The sequence below is a fragment of the Mycoplasma iguanae genome (assembly GCF_024722375.1).
Taxonomy (GTDB): Bacteria; Bacillota_I; Bacilli_A; order Mycoplasmatales; family Metamycoplasmataceae; genus Mycoplasma_M; species Mycoplasma_M iguanae.
Genome location: NZ_CP102734.1, coordinates 478842 through 500369 on the forward strand (window position 1 = coordinate 478842; position 21528 = coordinate 500369).

The 21528-nt window shown below is 27.8% G+C and carries 13 protein-coding genes and 1 tRNA gene; 6 read left to right on the forward strand and 8 right to left on the reverse strand.

Features of this window, described 5'->3' with window-relative positions; translation table 4 throughout:
* Window positions 1–18: 18 nt before the first annotated feature.
* Window positions 19–4320, forward strand: coding sequence for a hypothetical protein (locus tag NV226_RS02250; RefSeq protein WP_258210703.1), 4302 nt, complete (start codon window positions 19–21; stop codon window positions 4318–4320).
* Between the two features lie 35 nt (window positions 4321–4355).
* Here NV226_RS02250 and NV226_RS02255 read toward each other — a convergent pair whose 3' ends face one another.
* The 5 genes from NV226_RS02255 to NV226_RS02275 form a co-directional block, all read right to left on the reverse strand.
* On the reverse strand, window positions 4356–6293 hold the full coding sequence (locus NV226_RS02255) for a DUF2779 domain-containing protein (protein ID WP_258210704.1): 1938 nt from the start codon (window positions 6291–6293) through the stop codon (window positions 4356–4358).
* Entirely contained in the window at window positions 6280–7107 is an 828-nt protein-coding gene (locus tag NV226_RS02260) for an MAGa7180 family putative nuclease (protein ID WP_258210705.1), read from the reverse strand. Before NV226_RS02260 ends, NV226_RS02255 begins: the two co-directional genes overlap by 14 nt.
* A 108-nt stretch (window positions 7108–7215) precedes the next feature.
* Complete coding sequence (locus NV226_RS02265) at window positions 7216–8133, reverse strand: PfkB family carbohydrate kinase (protein WP_258210706.1); 918 nt, start codon at window positions 8131–8133, stop codon at window positions 7216–7218.
* A gap of 10 nt (window positions 8134–8143) precedes the next feature.
* A complete protein-coding gene (locus tag NV226_RS02270) occupies window positions 8144–10228 on the reverse strand; it encodes a fructose-specific PTS transporter subunit EIIC (RefSeq protein ID WP_258210707.1) in 2085 nt (694 codons plus the stop codon).
* Between the two features lie 17 nt (window positions 10229–10245).
* Window positions 10246–10986: a DeoR/GlpR family DNA-binding transcription regulator gene (locus NV226_RS02275; protein WP_258210708.1), complete on the reverse strand. Its 741-nt coding sequence runs from the start codon at window positions 10984–10986 to the stop codon at window positions 10246–10248.
* Window positions 10987–11240: 254 nt separating this feature from the next.
* Between NV226_RS02275 and prfA the strand changes: the two genes are divergently transcribed.
* Together prfA and prmC are read left to right on the forward strand one after the other, a co-directional pair.
* Entirely contained in the window at window positions 11241–12317 is a 1077-nt protein-coding gene (prfA, locus tag NV226_RS02280) for a peptide chain release factor 1 (protein ID WP_258210709.1), read from the forward strand.
* Window position 12318: 1 nt separating this feature from the next.
* Window positions 12319–13017, forward strand: coding sequence for a peptide chain release factor N(5)-glutamine methyltransferase (prmC, locus tag NV226_RS02285; RefSeq protein ID WP_258210710.1), 699 nt, complete (start codon window positions 12319–12321; stop codon window positions 13015–13017).
* Here prmC and NV226_RS02290 read toward each other — a convergent pair.
* The 3 genes from NV226_RS02290 to NV226_RS02300 form a co-directional block, all read right to left on the reverse strand.
* Complete coding sequence (locus tag NV226_RS02290; RefSeq protein ID WP_258210711.1) at window positions 13014–14012, reverse strand: hypothetical protein; 999 nt, start codon at window positions 14010–14012, stop codon at window positions 13014–13016. The two genes, prmC and NV226_RS02290, sit on opposite strands and share 4 nt — an antisense overlap.
* 14 nt (window positions 14013–14026) lie before the next feature.
* Complete coding sequence (locus tag NV226_RS02295) at window positions 14027–15226, reverse strand: phosphopentomutase (RefSeq protein ID WP_258210712.1); 1200 nt, start codon at window positions 15224–15226, stop codon at window positions 14027–14029.
* 126 nt (window positions 15227–15352) lie between these two features.
* Window positions 15353–15438, reverse strand: a tRNA-Leu gene (locus tag NV226_RS02300).
* Window positions 15439–15539: 101 nt separating this feature from the next.
* On the opposite strand from NV226_RS02300, the gene NV226_RS02305 reads away from it, so the two are divergent.
* From NV226_RS02305 to NV226_RS02315, 3 genes are all read left to right on the forward strand, one after another.
* Window positions 15540–17993: a DUF31 family protein gene (locus NV226_RS02305; RefSeq protein ID WP_258210713.1), complete on the forward strand. Its 2454-nt coding sequence runs from the start codon at window positions 15540–15542 to the stop codon at window positions 17991–17993.
* Between the two features lie 185 nt (window positions 17994–18178).
* Entirely contained in the window at window positions 18179–20836 is a 2658-nt protein-coding gene (gene ileS / locus NV226_RS02310; protein WP_258210714.1) for an isoleucine--tRNA ligase, read from the forward strand.
* A 12-nt stretch (window positions 20837–20848) separates the two neighbouring features.
* A complete protein-coding gene (locus NV226_RS02315; protein WP_258210715.1) occupies window positions 20849–21499 on the forward strand; it encodes a signal peptidase II in 651 nt (216 codons plus the stop codon).
* Window positions 21500–21528 lie beyond the last annotated feature (29 nt).

The window sequence follows — 21528 nt, forward strand, 5'->3', positions numbered from 1 at the left end:
TTTTGTATAATTTTCTTTATGAAAAAAAATAAAAAGATAGTAACCGCTTTTTTAGGAATTTGAAGTGTATTAGTTATTTCAACAGCTATTGCTGTTCCTTTAGCTTTTAACTATAAAAAAAGCCCATATAGCGATTTAAATAGTTTTGCTCAATCATCTCCTATCAAAACTAATGTGGTTAATGTTTCTTCAACAGAAGTTAAACTTCAACTAAATGATTTAGATGATTTTGTAAATCATATTTTGACATTGGAATACTGACAATCTAATGTTGCCCAAAACACAAATAATAATGCAAATACAAAGGCGTTAACTAAAAAACTTTCTGTATATATTACTAATGAAACTAAAGAAATTTTAATTGGTAATTTAAGTCCAGACAATATTTACTCATTAGAAATTTCCTCAGGTGAAAAAGTTTTAAATTTAACTAACAATAATAAGTTAACTAAAACTTTAGAATTTAGCACTTTTAATAAGCCTGAAATTTACGCAACTTCAACAAATACAACCATTTCCATTACTTCGAGTAAATTAAATAAACAATTCTTAAAGTCTAATATTGTAATTATGTACAAAAAGTACAATACATCAGCAGATGCTCCAGAAGATTATTTAAAGTCTGTTAAAGGTATAGTTTCTGTCGATGAAAAAGAAAATGAAAATCCTGACTATATCATTACTGGTGTTATTCAGGATTTAGAAAAAGGTGAACCATACGTAGTTTACTTACAAATTGAGGGACAAAGTTCATACTTTGCAGACCCAATTATTGTTTGAACTAAAGGTGGTACACCTTCTTTTGTAACTCCTGATTGAAGAACTTTTACAATTGGAATACAAGCATCATTAGGTGGAATAGAAGATTACATCATTCATAATGATGATAAATCAAAATTCTTTTTACGTTACTGAGTTGAAGGTGAAACAGAAAAAAAATGAAAAGAAATTGATCTCAAAGATATTTCAGATGGTGCTTTCATTTTTCTTAAAGACTTAAAACCAGATACAAAATACGGTTATGAAGTTGTTCAAAGTATAGACGGTCAAGATGATATTATTTGGGATAAATTTAAAACTTTTATCACCAAACTAGAACCAACTGCTCAAAATGTAGATAGAGATTTACATGATTCATTTGCTCCTAGAGATACATCAACTCCAATAACTCCATCTCAAACTGTTTGAGTTTCATCTAAAAGAGCTAAAATTCAATTTGGTAATATCGATACAACAACAGTAGAAGGAGCTATTCCTTCCCAAGAAGATATTAGAAAAGGAAGAAATGACGATTTAATCGCTATTTTAATTCCTGCTCCAGCTGAAGGTCAACCTTTAGATTGAAAATCAGCTGATGCTATAAGAACTTCACTAATTAATGGTGAAGTGAATACTAATATATCAGGTCCTGGTAAACATTATTTACAGTTATTTAATAAATATGATACAAACTTTGAAGCACCTTTTTTAGAAACACCAATCGAATTTATAGCACCAGATTTATTTAAAATTGAAACCAAAGAAAATGTCAATAAATCTAAACTAGAAATTAAAGTAAGTGGAATAAATAATGTAAAATCAAATGAAGTGGCTCTTATTTGAGAACCTAAAGATAATACAGATGAATCAAAAAGAAAGGTTGTTTTAATTAATGATCCTTCAAAAGATTTTACATATTTAATTGAAGACTTAGAACCTGATACCCAATATGATATTAAAGTTGTTCCTACTTTAAAAAGCTTAAGTACTAACTGGGATAGTTTTGGAGAAGCTAAAGCTTCTACAGAACCTTTTATTTACGTAAATAAAATAGCCGCCAAAATTTCCGATCCCATTACTACAATTGATCTTAAAGGTTTTACAGAAAAAACTGGTTTAATAGGTAAGCCGCTGAAATTACAATGAAAAACTGGTGAGGATAATTATGATAATAATAAAGAATTTGTTTTTACGGCAAATAGTAATGAAATTAACAATGGCGATTATTCTTTAAAATTACCATTAACAGCTTTAAAAGAAATTAATCAAAATGAAGATATTGAATTTAGAATTGTTAGCCAAGATGATACAAATAATTGAGATCAACTGCAAAAAGGTGATAAAAAAATAAGATTCAAGGAAACAATCTATAAATTTACTGCCGTAGAGCGTTATTTATTTGATGCTAACTTAGTAGAATGACATTTACCTTTAAATGTTAAAAGAGCTACTTCTTGAGGGGCAGGTCAAGGATATACATCTGAACAATCTGGTGCAGAGAATTGAGGGAAAACACCAAAAGGCGGTGGAGCCGTAGATGGTGATTTATTTACTGAATTAGCTAAAGAAGAAGAAGAAGAAGAAGAAGAAGAAGAAGAAGGCGGAACCGCACGAACTGTCTACTTTTATGGCGCTCCAGCTATAAGTCCTGGTGAATGAGTACAAATGTACCAATATTTAGCTTTCAAAGGCAGTGAAGAACAAAAAAATGCTTTTATTAAACAATTTCAAATGGCACTTTGAAACAATGTTAAATATGTACCCAATAAAGATAATGTATCTGCTTCACTGCAACAATTTGCAATTCTTCCATTTGCTACAAAACATAAAAGAACTCGTCAACCACAAGAAAACCCATTAAGAAATTATTGAAACCCTGGTGTTTTATCAGCTGTTATAGGTAATATTAGATCTAATAAAGAACCAGATTATCAATACTATACGCTACAATTTATTGATTCAAATAGTAAACACTTTTTATCAATTGAATCATTTAAAAATGCAATCAAATATCAATTAGAAAAGATTACTAAAAATGGTTTTAACTATCGTAATGCATATATTAAAAATCCAATAGGTGGCGAATTAAAAGAATTTTATGCTTCACAAATAGATTCTATTAAAAAATTAAAAGCTTTTTTAAAATTGGCAGATTTATTAAAATCTAATCAAAATTATCAATATGCTATAGCTGATGAAAATGATACTGATGCAGAGAAAAATATTTTTGCCAATGATGTTGAAGGAAGACTTTATTTCAAAGTTAAAGCAACTAAGAAAGCTACTAGCAGAAGCACAAGTCCAGATACAGCTCAAGAAAGTTTTAGCTACTGAACTTATCTTGATGGATTTAAAAAAGCTACAGAACCAATTAAACCGAGTGATGTTTACATTGCAAGAAGGAATGATTCTTTAGCTACTGCGCTTATTTTAACTACAGAATATGCAAAAATAACTGATGCTGATCTGAAAAAACAATATATTAATGAACATTTCATTGTTAATGTTCCAAGTATTTTTGATTGAGAAGTTGAATCATTAACTATAAATAACAATCAGAAAAATCCAGGTGAAGCAGTTAATGCAAAAATTAAAATCAAACCAAAAGCAGAAGTGCATGCAGGTACATACAAAAATAAACAAGCAAAAGCAGCAACTAGCTTAACTGAACAAATTATTGAACGAAATAATATAAGAGTAGTAAAAACGGTAGATCCCGTTGATGATGATATGACTATTTCCTTTACATTTCCTAATTTACCTACACCTGAACCTCCCGCTGCGACAAGTCCAGCACCTGCATCAGCTTCAGGTAGTTCCGATGATACAGCACCTGACAGTGCAGATACTACAGAACCAGCAGCAGCTCCAGCTCCAGCAACTGCAACTTTAACATCAGATCCAATTGATTCAGGAACTGCTGCAGCAGAGCCAGCTCCTGCTCCTAGTCCAGCAGATTCAAGTGGTACAGCAGATTCATCAAGTACTGTTGTTACGACAAGGCCTACAGTAATAACTGAAACAGAAGAACAAAAAAAAGAACGAATGGCTAAAATGAAATCTAAACAGGTTTCTAATATAAAATCACAAGATGGAACAGAAACACATCGTGGTGTTGTTTTATACAACCACACCTATGATAGGTTAATTATTCAATTCAAAGAAGCAAACATTAAAAAAACTAATGGTGATAGTAGTGAATATGATAAACTTGTGAAAAAATTTGTCGATGCTTTAAAAGCAGATACTGAATTAAAAAGTGAAATGTCAGGTAAAAAACTTTATATTCGTACTGCACTACAAGCTCCTTTTACAGCTCCAACATCAAACAAGCGAACTAATACAGATGGTGAACAAATCGATGTACTGGAAGCTATTGGAGGTACAGCTGATAAAGATAGTTTAGATCCAACAAAATTTGATTTTTTTGTTTCAACCTCTACTTATAACAGTGAAGATGATTTTGAAAAACAAATCAAAGAAATTATCGACCAATATGGAGCTTTATATAGTCCTAAAAAAGAAGTTTCTCCATCAACTCCAGCACCTGCTACTACTTAATAAGATCCAACTAAAAAAAATAAAAAAACACCAATTTATAGTGGTGTTTTTTTATTTGAAGAATGTGTTTTGTATAAATATTTAACAAAATCAAAGATCATAATCATTGCCATAACATCATTTTCACAATATTTTTTCAATGATTGTACTTTGTAGTTATTTCACTCCTGATCACCAATAGCACCTAAATAACGGTTAATGGCACTATTCATTGCCATTAAACCATTTTGGATTTCTAATGATTTATAAGGTACTATTTTGTGCTTTAAGGGAAAATTATGTTGAGTAATATATTTTTCGATCTTTTTAATACTCGAAAAACCTTTTAGTTCATATAATAGTACAGTTGAAAGATCTGTAGTTTGATCTTTTTTACTAAAGATATCTAGTAAATCTAATGTATTATCAATAATATGATCTACCATCATTTTGTACTTTGAACTATTTAGAACTTCATGGTAATCATCAACGTTTTCAATCAAACAAACCATTGATTTTAAACGAGTTAACTCATAAGCCTTATTGTAAACAATAAACTTATGAGCTTTATTACTATAAAGTTTTTTAATCATCTCTCTAAAAGTATCCAAAGAAATTTTTAAAGGATCGTAAACAATATTTTCCTTTTGAAAAATTTCATCATTTTTAGTTTTAATAATAGAAACTTGAAATACTATTTGCTCATAGGGATAAGTATTATCTAAAATAGCAAAAGGCATGGAAAAACCTTCAAAATCATATCAAACTAAGATTTCATCTTTTCTTGATAAAAGATCAATATAAGATTTTAATTTTTTTAAATTAAAATGATTTTCTTTTAAAATGATTTTTTCTAAAGTAGGTGAAGATATGTTATTAGATTTTAAAAAAGCAATTAATTCTTCTGGATTATTTACTAAATCTAGCCCATTATATTTTTTTTTATTCTCAATATATTTTAAGATTTGTTGAAAATTTAAAATATTTCCCGAAATATTAGCAATTTCAGGATGTAATTTTTCTATTAGCAGATTTGCATATTTGTTACGTCCAAATAAAGTATCATCTTTTTCTGTTAGATCAGTAAAACTTTCTTGTTTTTGAGCTTCATTAATAATATTAATTACATTATCAATTGATTCAAAAAAGTAGCTCGATTTGCAATCTGGTCCATTATTTCTGCAAAAATTATGATTCTCAATTGCAGAAATAATGGAAAAAGCATTTTCATCACAAGTTAAAGTCTCATTATTAAAATTACCAAATTGATAAAAGCATTTTTTCATATAAGCTGTCAAGTGATTTTCTTGCTTTAGCTTATATGATATTGTTTTTTTACCTTTTCCGACCCAAGCAGAAAAGATTTCAGCAATTTCAATTTTTTTAGCTTGATATTTATCAATAATATCTAAAATAAACAATGAATAATTTTCTGCATGATCTTTGGTAGCTTTTTTAGTAATTCAATAATCTCAAAAAGCTTTTGCATATAACTTTACTTTTGTTGAAGTTGATAAAACAAAATTAGAAACTTTTTTTTCTAAAGGAAAATAAACACTAGGAAAAGCTAGGGCATTTTTATATTGAAATACGGCAAAGAAAATAACTTCGTATTTACCAGAATTAATTGCTTCTGCTGTTTCAATTACTGCGCCTTGGGCATTTTTAGATTTAATAAAATAAACTTTTTCTGGATCATATCTTTTTTTAATATGATTAAACATCGCTTCTTTAATGAAATTAAAAGCATTTTGATTACTTTCTACAAAAGAAGGAGGATTTTCTTCTGTAGAAAAATCTAATACCAATGAAGATCACATTTCTTTTAGAAGTTGATCTTCATCCAAATTTTCACTTATATAAGTTTCTTCATATTCACTAGTTCAATTTGATTTAATTGTTTCTTGAGCATTTAAATCATGTCAAATAAAATATTCCTGAGAAGTTAAATAAGCTAAATACTGGCTAAACCTTATTAATTTATTTTCCTTCATCTGGTTTGTATTTTCCTTGTTTTTCTCATTTAACTAGTAACTGTTTCATTTCTTCTTCATTGCTGCAATCTAATCAATCAAGTAATTCTCCATCTAAATAATCATTATATTGGGGAGAAATACCTGATGTGGTATGTTTAATATATCATTCTTTTACTTTCTCAATATCATCTATTACTTGATCTTTATTCACAGTATATTTAAATGATTTCAATTTTCTTTTTTTAATTGGGTATGTTTCAGGATTGATATAATCTTCTTCTTTTAAAAAAGTAGCAACAATAAAAAAAGTTTCCACACCCATTAAATAGCTATAAAGTTGAGCCTGCTTTTGATAACTAATTGGTACTCCCTGGCTTAATCAACTATCAAACTTTTTTTCTTGTGCTGTTTTAATTTCTAGTAAATACTTTTTACTTTCAATAAATCCATCAGGAATACCACCAATAATGGGATCTTGACCTGCAAAATAATCATAGTTGTAATCTGCTGGATTAAAACGTTTAATTGGTTCAGCAAGTTTTGATTCTAAAATTTCTAATACTTTAGGTTCAATTATCACTCCAGCTTTAATATATTTTTCATCTAAAATTGGCATTCCTAATCATGAAATTTTTACAAATGCAGCAAATTCTGATTTGTATTCATCTGTTTTTAAAACTTCTGAAATATTTGAACCACCAATTTTTTTAAAACCAAATTTTCCTCAAAGCTTTTTTTCTAAAAGCATTTTGTGGAATTCTGGTTTTAAATGTAATGTTTTGGTTTCCTTATCAATAAAATACTCGCGTTTGTTGTAAAAATGCCTTTTCATAAATAAATCCTTTTGCTTTTGACTGTTCTTAATATAATGTAAATTTTAACTTTTTCTAAGAAATAAAAATGAAAAATCACAACATTTTAGTTGTGATTTAAATATTTTTTATTTAATTTTAATGATTTTAATATGATTAAGATATTTTTCAAATTTTGCTTTTGTTGCTAATCATTTTTCGCTCACTGTAGCCATAGCTGCAGCTGATGCATAATGAAAAGCTTTTTGACTATCTTGTAATGATCTTTGAAAAATTATAAAAGTAGAAATAAGTGTATCACCTGCACCGGTAGCAGAAACCACTTTATCTAGTGGTTTAATGATTTTTGCTTTATAAATTGCTCCGTTTTGATCTAAAAGATAAGAACCTCTAGCATCAAAAGAAATAATGATATTTTTTGCCCCTAACTTTTGAATTGTTTCTAATGCTTGTAAAATGTCTTTTTCATCATTTATTTTAATACCAAATAAACGTTCTAATTCATCCTGATTTGGTTTAATTAGTAAGGGTTGATATTGTAAAAAATTTTTCAATTCCAGACTATCAATATCTAAAACAAAATTAACATGTTGTTTTTTCAATTTTTCAATAATGGCATAAATTATCTCTTGAGAACTTATGCCCATAATAAAAATTAAATCATCTGCTTTTAATTTTGCAATTACTGCATCTAGTTTAGCTAGTTCTTGCTGATTTAAAACTGTTCTTGGACCATTGATTTCAAAACTAGCATTGTTGGCATAGTATTTAATATTAATCCTTGTTCTTTGCTCAGTTGCAATATTATAAATTTCTACATTTTTTTCTTGTGATAATAATGGAACAACTAAATTAAAACTATTTTGATCAAAACAAGTAATTGCTTGGTTTTGAAAACCTAGCCGACTTAATACGATCGAGGCATTAATGCCTTTACCACCTGGTAAAAGTTGGGAATTTTCAAAACGCGAAACACCGGATAGTTGAAAGTCTTGCCCTTCAATAAAATAATCAATCGAAGGCGATAAAGTTAAAGTATAAATCATAATATTTTAATTATGCTCTAACATTTCTTTTCTTGAAAAATAATTTATTTTGAAGTGTACCTTTTTTCTCTGATTTAAATAGAAAATGCATTGTAATAACTTGCGCAATTACACCTAATACTAAAGCTAATAGCATAAATAAAATTCCTGTTCAAATTTGAGTCACTGGATTAGTGAATAAACCACTTCTAAATAAAGGAATAATAAAGATTCCACCGTGTGGTGCTAGTGAACCAACACCTAAAGCAGCTGATACTAATCCTGCAACTCCACCACCTACAACATTAGAGATAACCATTACTTTTGGTCGAGCAGCTGTAAAAGGAATTGCTCCTTCAGAAATGAATGATAAACCTAAAATTCAGTTTGTTTGAGCAGCTTTTTTTTCTTCATCTGTTCAGAACTTTTTAGAAACTAAAGTTGAAACAGCAATTGCTAAAGGAGGTACCATACCAGCAACGATTGCTGCAGCCATAGCAACTGATCCTTTAGCTGCATCTGAACTTGCAAGTGTAGCTGTTAGTGAAATAGTTCCAAATACATATGCAGCTTTATTAATTGGACCACCTAAATCAAATCCCATCATCATTCCGATAATTAATCCTAAAATAAAGGCTATTTCTGGTTTTACACCAATTAAATTTAATAATTTTGTAAATCCATAATTTAAATATTGGAAAGGAATATTTAAGAAGAAGAAAGTAATAACAATAATTGCTGTTCCAAATAAAGGAATTAATAAAATATTTGAAATACCTTGTCAATTTTTCCCTAATTTATTAAATACTTTGATAATTACAATTAACATTGCAGCAGCAAAGAATGCTCCAAAAATTGCTCCAAAGAATCCTGAACTTACATCTGTTCCCAGTGAAGATAAATTCAATGATTGTGCAATAAATGATCATTCTTTATTGTAATTTTGTACTGCAATCATACCTACTAAAAAACCAGGAAGTAAACCTAGTTTACCTACAATCGCTCAAGTGATATATGCAGCTAGCACTGGCACCATTAATCCAAAGGCAATTCCTCCAAATTTCATAAAGAAGTTTGAAGTAACTGTCATAGTTCCAAAACTACTATCAATTGCTTCTAAACTTGATGTAGCACTTACATGAATTAAGTCAATTAAAAAGGCTAAAGCTATTAAAATTCCTCCAAAAATAACAAATGGTAACATGTATGAAACACCTGTCATAATTGAACGATAAGCTTTTTTACCAAAACCATTAAAGCTTAATTGAACTTCATCTGAAGTAGAATCACCCTTATTAACATTTTTTAGTTTTATTCCTTCACCATTTTCTATTTTCTTAAATAGATTTAATGGTTCATGAATTGCTTTTCTAGTTGATGTTTCCAAAACATTTTCATGTTCTGCAAATCTTGTAGTATCAACAGCACGATCAATTGCTAAAATAACTCCTTTAGCATTTTGAATATCTTGATCAGTTAAAACATTTTTAGAACCTTCTGTTCCTTGTGTTTCAACTTTAATTTTTAAACCTGCTTCTTGAGCTGCTTTTATTAATCTTTCAGCAGCCATAAAGGTGTGAGCTATTCCCGTAGGACAAGCTGTAACTGCAACAATATCATAAGCTTGATTATTTGAAAAACTCTCTGAATCTTTTTCAGTTTGAGGTTGTCAGCTTTTCACTAAAGAAAGAAATTCTTCTTTAGTTTTGATAGCTGCTAGTTTATTAGCAAAATTAGCATCTATTAGCATTTTTGATAAAAGTGATATCACTTCTAAATGAGAATTTTCCCCCCCTTGAGCTGTCATAGCAATTCCAAAAATGTATTCTACTTTTTGGTTATCAAGTGCTTCTCACTCTAATGGTTGAACTTTTGCAAAGAAAATTTTATCTTGCAACATAACTTCATCACGAATGTGAGGCATGGCAATCTTGTTACCAATTCCTGTTGAAGCTTCTGTTTCTCTTTGTTTAAAAAGTTTTAAAGCTTTTAATGCGTCAGATGCATAGCCATAATCTTGTAATTTTGTTGCAAAAAATTTTAAAGCTTCTTCTCGAGAAGCAAATTTTTCGTTAACAAAAATTAGATCCTCGGTTAAAAAATCTAAAATCTTCATTTTTTCCCTTCATCAAATTACTCTTTATTGTTGATAATAAAGAGATTTTTATAGTTTTGTTTAGTACGGTAATTTGTGACAACTAAAATAGTTTTATTTTTAGGTTTGAAATTATAGAAAGAACGAACTCCAAATTTTTGTTTTTCAGCCAAAACAACAACTAAATCGGAATGACTTGCAAAATAATTTTTAGCATATCCTTCTTGAATTTCTGGAGTTGTTAAATTTCCTTCATCGTCAATTCCATTGACTCCTAAAAAAGCGATTTGAAAAGTTAAGTTTTCATATTTACTTAAATCATGACTTACTGTTGATAAAGTACGTTTTTTTAAAAAACCACCTATTACATTAACATTTTCAAATCCCATTTCAATTGCATGCATTGCATTAAAAATTGAATTTGTATAAAGATTAATTGATTTGTTCAATTTTTCTAATAAGTAATAACAAGTTGAACCAGCATCTACAAAAACGTGTTTATAGTCCTTTGCTAAAACTGCTGCAGTTGAAGCAAGTGAAAGTTTCACAGCTTTATTTTTATCAATTTCTTCAACTGTCAATTTATCAGTGTGAATTTGGACTTCGTTATAAATAACTTCTCCAAAGTTTCTCTTAATAAATCCTTCATTTCCTAACTTAATTAAAAGTCTTCTTGTTGTACTTTTACTTAATTTAAATTCTTCTTCAATCTCAGAAGGTTTGATAACTTTGTGAGATTTTATAAATTCTTTAATTTTATTTTCCAATAAAATTGTCATTTTTTTCCTCCGTGAAACATGATAATTATAGCATTTTTATGAATTATTCTAAACAAATTCAGTTTAAATATTCAAAAAAGTTAATATTTATTATTCTAAGTTCAATAACATTCACTCTTTTATGATTTTTTAAATAAACATTTATGGATTAATATGAATTTTATTAATACTTATAGAATTATAAGACAGATGGTAACATTGTGGTTTAAATTCAATAAAAAATGTCTTTTTTTGTATGTTATAATTAATAAATTATGGAAAAATCGATGCATATTTCTCTAAGTGGAATATTAGAAAAATATAATGAACTAAATGCACAACTGCTTGATCCTGAAGTGATGATTGATATTAAAAAATACACAAAAATTAATAGACAACTTAGCGGCATCAAAGACATTGTTGAAACTTTTAAAAAATATTTAGAGCTTGAAGCTAACTTACAAGATGCAAAATTAATGCTAAAAGAAAATGATGAAGAATTAGTAAATTTTGCTAAATCTGAAATTTCAAGGATAGAAAATTTACTACCAATGATTGAAAGCGAATTAACAATTTTATTATTACCAAAAGATATTAACGATGAAAGAAATGTCATTATGGAAATTCGTGGTGCAGCTGGCGGAGATGAAGCCAATATTTTTGCAGGTGATTTATTTAGAATGTATTCTAAATGAGCTGATGATAATAACATGAAAATTAAAATTTTAGACTCTTCTTCTGTGCCTGCTGGTGGTTTTTCCCAAATTGTTTTTCTTGTTAGTGGTCAAAAAGCTTATTCAAAATTAAAATATGAATCAGGTGTTCACCGTGTCCAACGTGTACCTGAAACTGAAACTCAAGGGAGAATCCATACTTCTACAGCTACAGTTACTGTTATGCCGGAAGCTGATGATGACATTGAAATTGATTTAAAACCAGCTGATCTTAAAATTGAAACTTATCGTTCATCAGGGGCGGGAGGTCAAAGTGTTAACACTACTGATTCAGCAGTAAGAATTACCCATATTCCTACCGGAATTTTTGCAGCTAGTCAAGATGGAAGATCACAAATTGATAATAAAGAATTAGCTTTAAAAGTTCTTAAATCAAGAATTTATGAAATGGAATTACAAAAAGCTAAAGAAAAAGATTCCGCTTATAGAAAATTGGCTGGTTCTGGTGCACGTAGTGAAAAAATTCGTACTTATAACTATCCCCAAGATCGGGTAACGGATCATCGCATTGGTTTTTCCAGTTCACTAAAATCTGTTATCAATGGTCAAATTAATTCCATCATTGATGCTTTACTAGCTGAAGAACAAAAAGAAAAAATTGCTGAAGCTGGTCTATAAAATGGCAATTTCTGAAGAAATTTTACTAAGAGAAAAAAAACGTTATAACTTAGTTCAAACGGTTTCAGAGCAAGAAAAAATTCTGCTCAATCAAGGTATGCCAGTCCAAAAAATTATTGGTTATATTGAAATGCAAGATGTTAGAATTTATTTACAATACAAAGTACTAATTCCTCGTTATGAAACTGAAGAAGTAATTTTGAAAGCTTTAGAATATATTAATGTTAATTCTGAAGTATTAGATCTTTGTGCTGGTTCTGGATTTATTGGTTTAGCAATCAAAAAAAAGACCAATGCCCATTTAACTTTATCTGACATTGATGCTGAAGCTATTAAACAAATGCAATTTAATGCTAAATATAATAATTTAAAGGTAAAAATTATTCAATCCGATCTTTTTTTAAATCTTCCAGAAAAAAAATATGACGTCATTGTCTCTAATCCGCCATATATTCCACAAGGAATGAGTTTAGATAAATCAATTATTGATTATGAACCATTACATGCTCTTTTTGCTAAAAATCAAGGAAATTATTTTTATCAAAAAATCTTGCAAGAAGCACCTAAATATTTAAACAAAAATGGTGTAATTATTTTTGAAATAGCGGATTGAAATGTTGATTTTTTTAAAACAATCAAAGGTGTGGAAATTTTTCGAGATATTAACCAAAAACAAAGAATTGCTGTTGTTAAATTCTAAAAATTATGTTTTAATTTTGCAATTTCTGAAGTTAAAACTTCCAATATTTCTTTTTCTTCTGATTCTTTAAAATCTAAATAATTAATTTGTAAAATATTCAAAATAAATTCTGATACTTTTTTAATTTTATGGCTTTCAGCATCAAAATTTGTTTTTTGTGCTGTATGGTCGATAAATTTTTTTAAACTACTATAAGCATTAGAATAAACTTGATATTTTCTTTTAATTTGATTACTTTTGCTACGATAATCAGAAATTAATAAAATCATTTTTTGAATTTCTGGAATATTACGATAAATATAATCCATCCTCAAAACATCATCTTGGGAGTATTTTCTTAGTTCTTGTAATACAGTTTTGTATTCTAAAGATACTGTATAGAGGGCAAATTCGCCATCTGTTAATATATCTTTATTATTGTATTTATAAATTCAATAACAAATAAAAGAAGCTAAAATACCTGCTTTGGAAACTAAAGTTTCTACTTTCATAAACTGCCTGTTTAGTTTTCTTTTTTGAGTATTTTCAATTAACTGCTGCTTAGTATTAAAAAAATAATCATGATCATTAAAATTTTGAGTTAATTCCTTAATACCAATTCTTTGAGCTGAGCTAAAATCTAAACCTTGATAAATTAAATCATTAAATTCCATGACAACAATAGTTTCATCAAAAAAGTAATGCAATACATTCTCTTCCATGTTTTTTTCAAAAGCTCAAAAAACACAATTTTCAATTGTGATAGTGTTATCAATTTTTAATAAACTTTGAATAATACTATTTCTCCCTTTTTGACAAAAATTTTCATCAATTTTAAATTTAAAAATTTGCGTAACAAAATGGAATTTTCCATTTTGATCATACATTCCTAAAGTATAAGCAATTGGTAATTCATTTTTGGGTAAAGCAAATTTTTCTCTATTGTGTACAAAATTATAAAAAGGATAAGTTATAGCCTCAAAGTCTATAAAAATATTAAATTTATTTTTAATCATAAGTGTTTGATAAATTAAACTAATTTATCAAAAATATCTTCCCCGGTTTCAATTAAATCTAATCCAAAATTTCTTGCAACAATATTTCCGGTAGTTCCCAAACCACGAAGTTTTCCTAAAACTCGATTTTTACCTGTAAAACTTTTTGAATAAATTGTAAGTGGTAAGGCTTCTCTGGTGTGATTTGAACCAGGGAAAGTTGGATCATTTCCATGATCTGAAGTCATGATTAATAAATCATCTTCTTTTAAAGCATTAATTAATTTTGTTAATTTAATATCAAAATTATTGATATTTTCTGCATAACCCTCAACATTTCTACGGTGTCCATAATCACTGTCAAATTGAACTAAATTTACAAAAATAAATTGATTAGTACTATCTTCTGAAGCAATATTAATTGCGATGTCCATATTTTCATTATCTTTTGCTGGTCCATAAACTTTGCTAATTCCTTCATTAACAAAAATGTCATTAATTTTACCCACTGCAATAGTTTCAATTCCAGCATCTTTTAAATGGTTTAATAAAGTTTTTTTTGGTGGTTTATTTGCATAATCGTGTCTGTTAAAAGTTCTAGTTCATTTACCATTTTTTCCAACAAAAGGACGAGCAATAACTCTAGCAACATTTCATTCAGGTCTTGAAGAAGCAATTTTTCTTGCAGCTTTGGCATAACGATAAAGATTATCTAAACCTAAATATGTTTCATGACCGCAAATTTGTAAAGTCGAATCTGGTGAAGTATAAACAATAATTTCATCATTTTCAATTGATTGCATTCCTAATTCATCCAATATTACAGTTCCTGATGCATTTTTATTTCCGATAATTTTTTTACCATCAAAAGCTTTTTCTAATTCTGCAATCATTTCTGCAGGAAAACCATTTTCTATAAATAAAGGGTTAGGGATTTTTGTTTCTATTCCCATCATTTCTCAATGTCCAGCTAATGTATCTTTAGCATTTGAAAGTTCTTCGATAACTCCTACATAAGCAATTGGTTTATCATGTTGATTTTTACGATAATTGTGAATTTTTGCAACATGGCCAATGCCTAATTTTTTCCAGGTCGGCATATTTACTAAACCTGATTCTGTAACATGAAATAATGTATTAGCTCCTTGATCTCCTGGAAAGTCTTTTTGCTTGTAATCTGGTCCAATGCCTAGTGAGTCAGTTACAATCATAAAAATACGATTAAATTTTTTCATCAGCACCTCAAATAAATATTAAATAACTAGTTAATATTATAACCCCTAAAAAACTTAAAAAAAATAATAAAAAACATTAAATAATTTATCATTATTTAATGTTTTAGGCGATTTGACAATCATAAATGGTGGCTCATATCGGACTTGAACCGATACGCCATTACTGGCAGGAGGTTTTGAGTCTCCGGTGTCTACCATTCCACCAATGAGCCTTTTTATCTTTTTATATTATAAATTAAAAGATAAAAAAATATTATTAAATTATATTAGTCTAATATAATTTAGATTTAGTTAAAGGGGTGAAAAAAATAAAATGAAAAAAAGGAATTTATTTTTTAGTTTTTTAGGTTTTACTACTCTTTTCATATTTGGTTTTTTAGGTTTTACTATTTATAACTTAGTAGTTTCAAATTCTAACACTAGTAAAATTATTCAACCTGTAGAAACTTCTGATGTTAAAGGTATTTTAAAAGCTAAAGTAAATGAAAATTTTAAAAACTTTTATCCTTCTGATATTAATCCTCGTTTTTTAAATTTAAATAATTTATCACTATTTTTGGAACCTAATAGTGAAATTGATGAATTGAGAACCAATTATGAAATTGAGATGAAAATTTTACCTGAAGGAATTAATGATCATGATGGTACATTACAAATAAAAATTACTACTAAAGAAAATTTTAATCAACAAAAAGAAGATTACAATGTCATTACTGTTTTTGGTTTTAAGGCTATTAGAGATGTTAGTTTGGAACAAAAAAACATATTAGTACATGGTATTAATATGTTTAATGAAATTGAACTAAAAAATAATATTACTGCAGATCAATTAAATCACAATAACTTTTGAAATTCTATTGTACTACCTCAAAACATAGTCAAACATAGTAATCTTTTAGAAAAAGTAGAATATTATACTTTGAAAGGTTTTGAAAATCAATTACGTTTTAATGCAACAATTGAAAAATATGAAGGTAAAATTTTTGCTAAAATAGAATTATTTTATATTAACAATCCCCAAGCAGGCATTATAAATATTGTTGAATTAAATGATATTAAAGATTTAGATTGAACTGAATCACTAGATAATGATTTTAAAAATAATGTTTTACCTTCACACCTTTTTTATTTGTCACAAGAAAATTTACAAAAATTTTTCTTAAAAAATTTTAATCCTAATATTATTTTAAAAGTTGTAAATTTTAGTCCTAATGATAGTAATGGAACAGTTATTTTAGAAAAACAAGATTTACAAAAAAACACTTTAGGTTATAAAAAATTTATTTTAGCTAATAATCAATCAATTTTAGATAATGCTTTGGCAAGTGACAAAAACAAAATTGCTAATTTTTTGGAAAATGATTTAAATTTAAAAAATAATGCAAATCAAATTTTGCAACAATACAATTTTGAAGATGCCTTTAATTATCGTTACACAAGATTAATCCGTCAAATTAAAATTGCTGATCAAAAAAGAAATAATTATTTAGAAAATACTCTAAAAATTTATGACTCATACAAAATTTTTGATTTATTTGATTGGAAGCTTTCACCAGATAAAAAAACTCTAAATTTTAGGTTTGTTAATGAAAGTAATCAAGAAGATAATTTAAGTTATACTTTTAAAAATAAAGCAATTGATTTTGTAAACTTTAATCCGCAGCATTTTTTGCCAAGAAAAATTGCTGATTTAAAAAATGAAATTCATTTACGGTCAATGGCTATTTCTTATTTTGAAAAAAAAGAAACTGATCCAGACAGAGTTTACATTATCAGTGGTACAGCCTGAGTTATTGATAAAAGTAAACATGAAAAAAATACTTATTATATTGCAACTAATTCTCATGTTGTTGAACGTTTACAATCTCATTGAGAAAATATTACCGGCTTTGCTTATAGTTTATATAATAACAAGCCTTATTTAGACAACGGACAATTTAGTAATATCTTTAATGCTTCACATAATTTTAGAATTTTTAGTAAAAATACAAAATGAGCTAAACCTTTAGAAAAAACTAAAATTAATAGTGATAAGCCATTTTGGGATAATTTTGAAATTTTTGATATTGGAGCAAATACACCACTCCAAGGTTTTGCTTCTGATATAGCTATTATTAGAATGACTTTTCCCGATGATGAAAAAATAGGGGCAATTACTATTAGAAAAAATATTCCAGATGCGGCAAATTACTATTCAAAGATGCAACAAAATCCAGCAACAAAATTAAAATTTTTTAATTCTAGAAATCAATATTCTTGAGATAGTAAAAGTTTTACTCTAAATAATATGCATTCTTATTCTGAAAATGTTTTACCTACAGACCTTGTGTTTGGTGGTTACCTATCAGGTCAATTTTGAAGAACTAATGATGGTAGTGGCTTTTTAAAATATTCATTAAATAATGAAATACGTGAAATTAATCAATGAGATCATGTTACTGATCCAGAAAAAAGAGTTAAAAAACTGAATTTTGGTACCCCTTATCAAATTTCTATGCCAATGGCTAAAGCAGGAACTGGAATGTCTGGTTCGATGGTAATGGATCGTTATGGCAGAGTTATCGGAATTTTTTGAGGGGGATTATTTCCTTCTGAAAGTAAGGAACTTTCCGGAATTACTAAAGGAGTTGCCAATATTGATCCAATCGGTATTTCCTATGATAATAGAAAAACCATCCTCCAAAAATGGTTGGATTTAACTAAAAATATAGAAACAGATCTTGATGATTCAGCTAATGAAATTAATTTCATCACAGAAAGTGTTTAAAAGTGATATAATAGAAACAATTTTTCACAAATAAACTATAAAAAGGAAGGTGTTCATGATTGCTTTAAGAATTTTAATTATTATTGCAATCTAGACACATCCTTAAATCATCTCAAATGTTTTAAGACTGTGTTATTTAAAAGTCTTAAAACATTTTTTTATTACTTTAAACAAAAGAAGGAAATATGGAAAAAAAAGAATATAAACAAACGCTGAATATGCCTTTTACTGAGTTTCAAATGAAGGCGGATCTACCAAATAAAGAAGTTTTATATCGTCAAAATTGGTTAGATCAGAAAATTTATAAAAAAATCTTAGCTAAAAATAAAGTGAATCAAGCTTTTATATTGCATGATGGTCCGCCATATGCAAATGGTTCTATTCATATGGGTCATGCCTTAAATAAAATCTTAAAAGATATTATTGTGCGTTATAAATCATTACAAGGATTTTATTCACCTTTTGTAGCAGGTTGAGATACCCACGGTTTACCAATTGAAAATAAAATGTTAAACGAAATGAACCTAACTTCTCACAAAAATATTTCAGTGAGTGAATTAAGAAAATCTGCAGCTAAATATGCTTTAGAACAAATTGAAATTCAAAAAGCTGAATTTAAAAAATTGCAGCTTTTAAGTGATTTAGAAGATATTTATATTACAATGGATCCCCAATTTGAAGCCCAACAATTAAGATTATTTAAAAAAATGGCACTTGATGGATTGATCTACAAAGGACTAAAACCTGTGTATTGATCTCCTTCTTCTCAATCTGCTCTTGCAGAAGCTGAAGTAGAATATGCTGATCATACTTCTCCTTCAATTATTGTAGCTTTTGAAGTTCTAGAAGCAAAAGGTCCAATAAAAAAAGGTGATAATATTCTAATTTGAACAACAACTCCTTGAACCTTAATTGCCAATTCTGGAGCAGCAGTAGGTGCAGAATTTGAATATGTGCGTGTAAAAGTAAATGATAAATTTTATGTTCTAGCAACAAAATTGTTAGCAGAAGTTGCAAAACTTGCAAAATGAGAAAATTACGAAATTGTAACAACCTTTTTAGGACAAGAAATTGCGGGCACAATATATCAAAGACCAATAAAAACTTCCAAAATTGCACCCGTTGTTGTAGGTCACCATGTTACATTAGATTCAGGAACTGGAATTGTCCACATGGCTCCTTTGTTTGGTGAAGATGACTTTATTATCGCTAAAGCTCACAATTTAGAAGAAATAATGCACGTTGAAGATGATGGTACTTTAAACGAACAAGGGGACCAATTTGCAGGCAAATTTTATGAAGACGTTAACAAAGATATAGGTTTATTTTTAGAATCTCAAAATAAACTACTTTCATTAAAATTTATTAAACACTCATATCCTCATGATTGAAGAACTCATAAACCTATCATTTATCGTGGTACACCACAATGATTTGTTTCAATTGACAATATCCGTCAAAGAATTTTAGAAGAAATTGAAACAGTTGATTTTTATGCTGATTGAGCTAAAAAACGTTTAAAACTTATGATTGAAAACCGTGGAGATTGAACAATTTCTCGTCAAAGATCATGAGGAGTTCCAATTCCTGTTTTTTATGATGAAAACAAAAAAGAAGTATTCAATGCAGAAATTTTTGACCATGTAATTGCTTTAGTAGAAAAACATGGAACTGATGTTTGATTTAATAAAACTACAGATGAACTACTTCCTGAAAAATTTAGAAATAGAGGTTGAACCAAAGAAAACGATATTATGGATGTTTGATTTGATTCAGGTTCTTCTTCAATTGGTGTTAAGGTTTTAGGACAAGTGGCTCCTTTTGATTTATATTTAGAAGGATCAGATCAATATAGAGGTTGATTTAACTCATCAATTATTAATTCTGTTGCTTACAGAGATAAATCACCATATAAAAAACTTCTATCTCATGGTTTTGTAGTAGATGAAAAAGGTCGTAAAATGTCAAAATCTTTAGGTAATGGTGTAGATCCTGCTCAAGTTAGTGAAAAACTTGGTGCAGATATTTTGCGACTTTGAGTTTCAAATAGTGAATATTCTTCTGATGTTTCCATTTCACAAAATATTCTTAATCAAAATGTTGAAATTTATCGTAAATTTAGAAATACTATTAAATTTTTATTAGGTAATTTATATGACTACAAACCAAATCCAGATATCAAGCTGGATGGTGTTCACTTATTAATTGATGAAAAAATTAAAAAAATTAAAAACAAAATTGTCAAATACTATGATAAATTTTCTTTTATTAATGTCATTAAACATTTAAATAACTTTATTATTGATATTTCTAATTTTTACTTATCAATTACCAAAGATAGTTTATATGCTGATGCTAAAGATTCTCATGCAAGGTTAAGTGTCCAATATAACCTTTATAACATTTTAGATATGCTCTTAATTTCATTAGCTCCTATTCTGCCAACAACAACAGAAGAAGCATATAGTTTTTTTCATAAAACTAATAAGCAAGAATCAATTCATTTAGAAAACTTCTTCAAGTTTGAAGAAGTTAATACAAATGAAGAAGCGAAATGAACAGCTTTTTTTGAGTTAAAAGATCAAGTATATAAGCTGATAGAAGAAAAAATTAAAGCTGGTGAAATTAAACGTTCAAATGAAGCTAAACTAATATTAAATACCGACAATGAATTTTTAAAATCATTAGATTTAAAATATTTATTAATGGTTGGAGCAGTAGAATTTGGACAAAAAACTCAAGTAGAAAAATTTATTTCTGAAAAATGTCAAAGATGTTGAAATCACTTCAAAATTGAAGATTTAAAAGATTTATTATGTGGCAGATGTCAAAATGTTTTATAATTAGTTTTAATCGTGTCAAATAAAATTATTAATTCAATTAAAGCTAATTTATTACCTAAAAAAAAAATGATTGAAAATGTTATTCTTTTTTCAGTTATTTTTTTTATTTTTTTCAGCTTTGATCTTTTGACTAAATACCTTTTTTTTAGTACAGAAGAATACAAAATTGGTTTTGAAAATAATAAGCGAATTATTGATTGAGTAATTATTGGGCTTCGCCCTAAAATGCATTATGGTGTAACTTCAGGAATTAATAATCTAATTGGTTTTATAGGTATCCATATTTTTAGTTGAATTGTTTTTTTTGTTATTATAATTTCTATTTTTTTCGTTGAAAACAAATGAATGATTGCTGCTTTAGCTTTACTAAATGCAGGAAATATGGGTAACGCATTTGACAGAATTTTCTTCCAAAATGGTGTTAGAGACCTTTTCTTTATCCCTTATCATGATAGAGGAACTTTTAACTTAGCTGATATATTTATCGTTTCTGGTTCTGTGGCAATTATAATCGTTTATTGTATGCAATTTTTAATTGAATTTATCCGGAAAGTAAAAAGCAAAAGAAATATATCATTAAATCAGAATACAGAAAATAATTTAAATGAAATGCTAGATGATGAAAAAACTTCCAAAAATGACTTATCTAATTTAGAAGAATAAAAATAAAAAAATCACTTTTTTATAAAGGT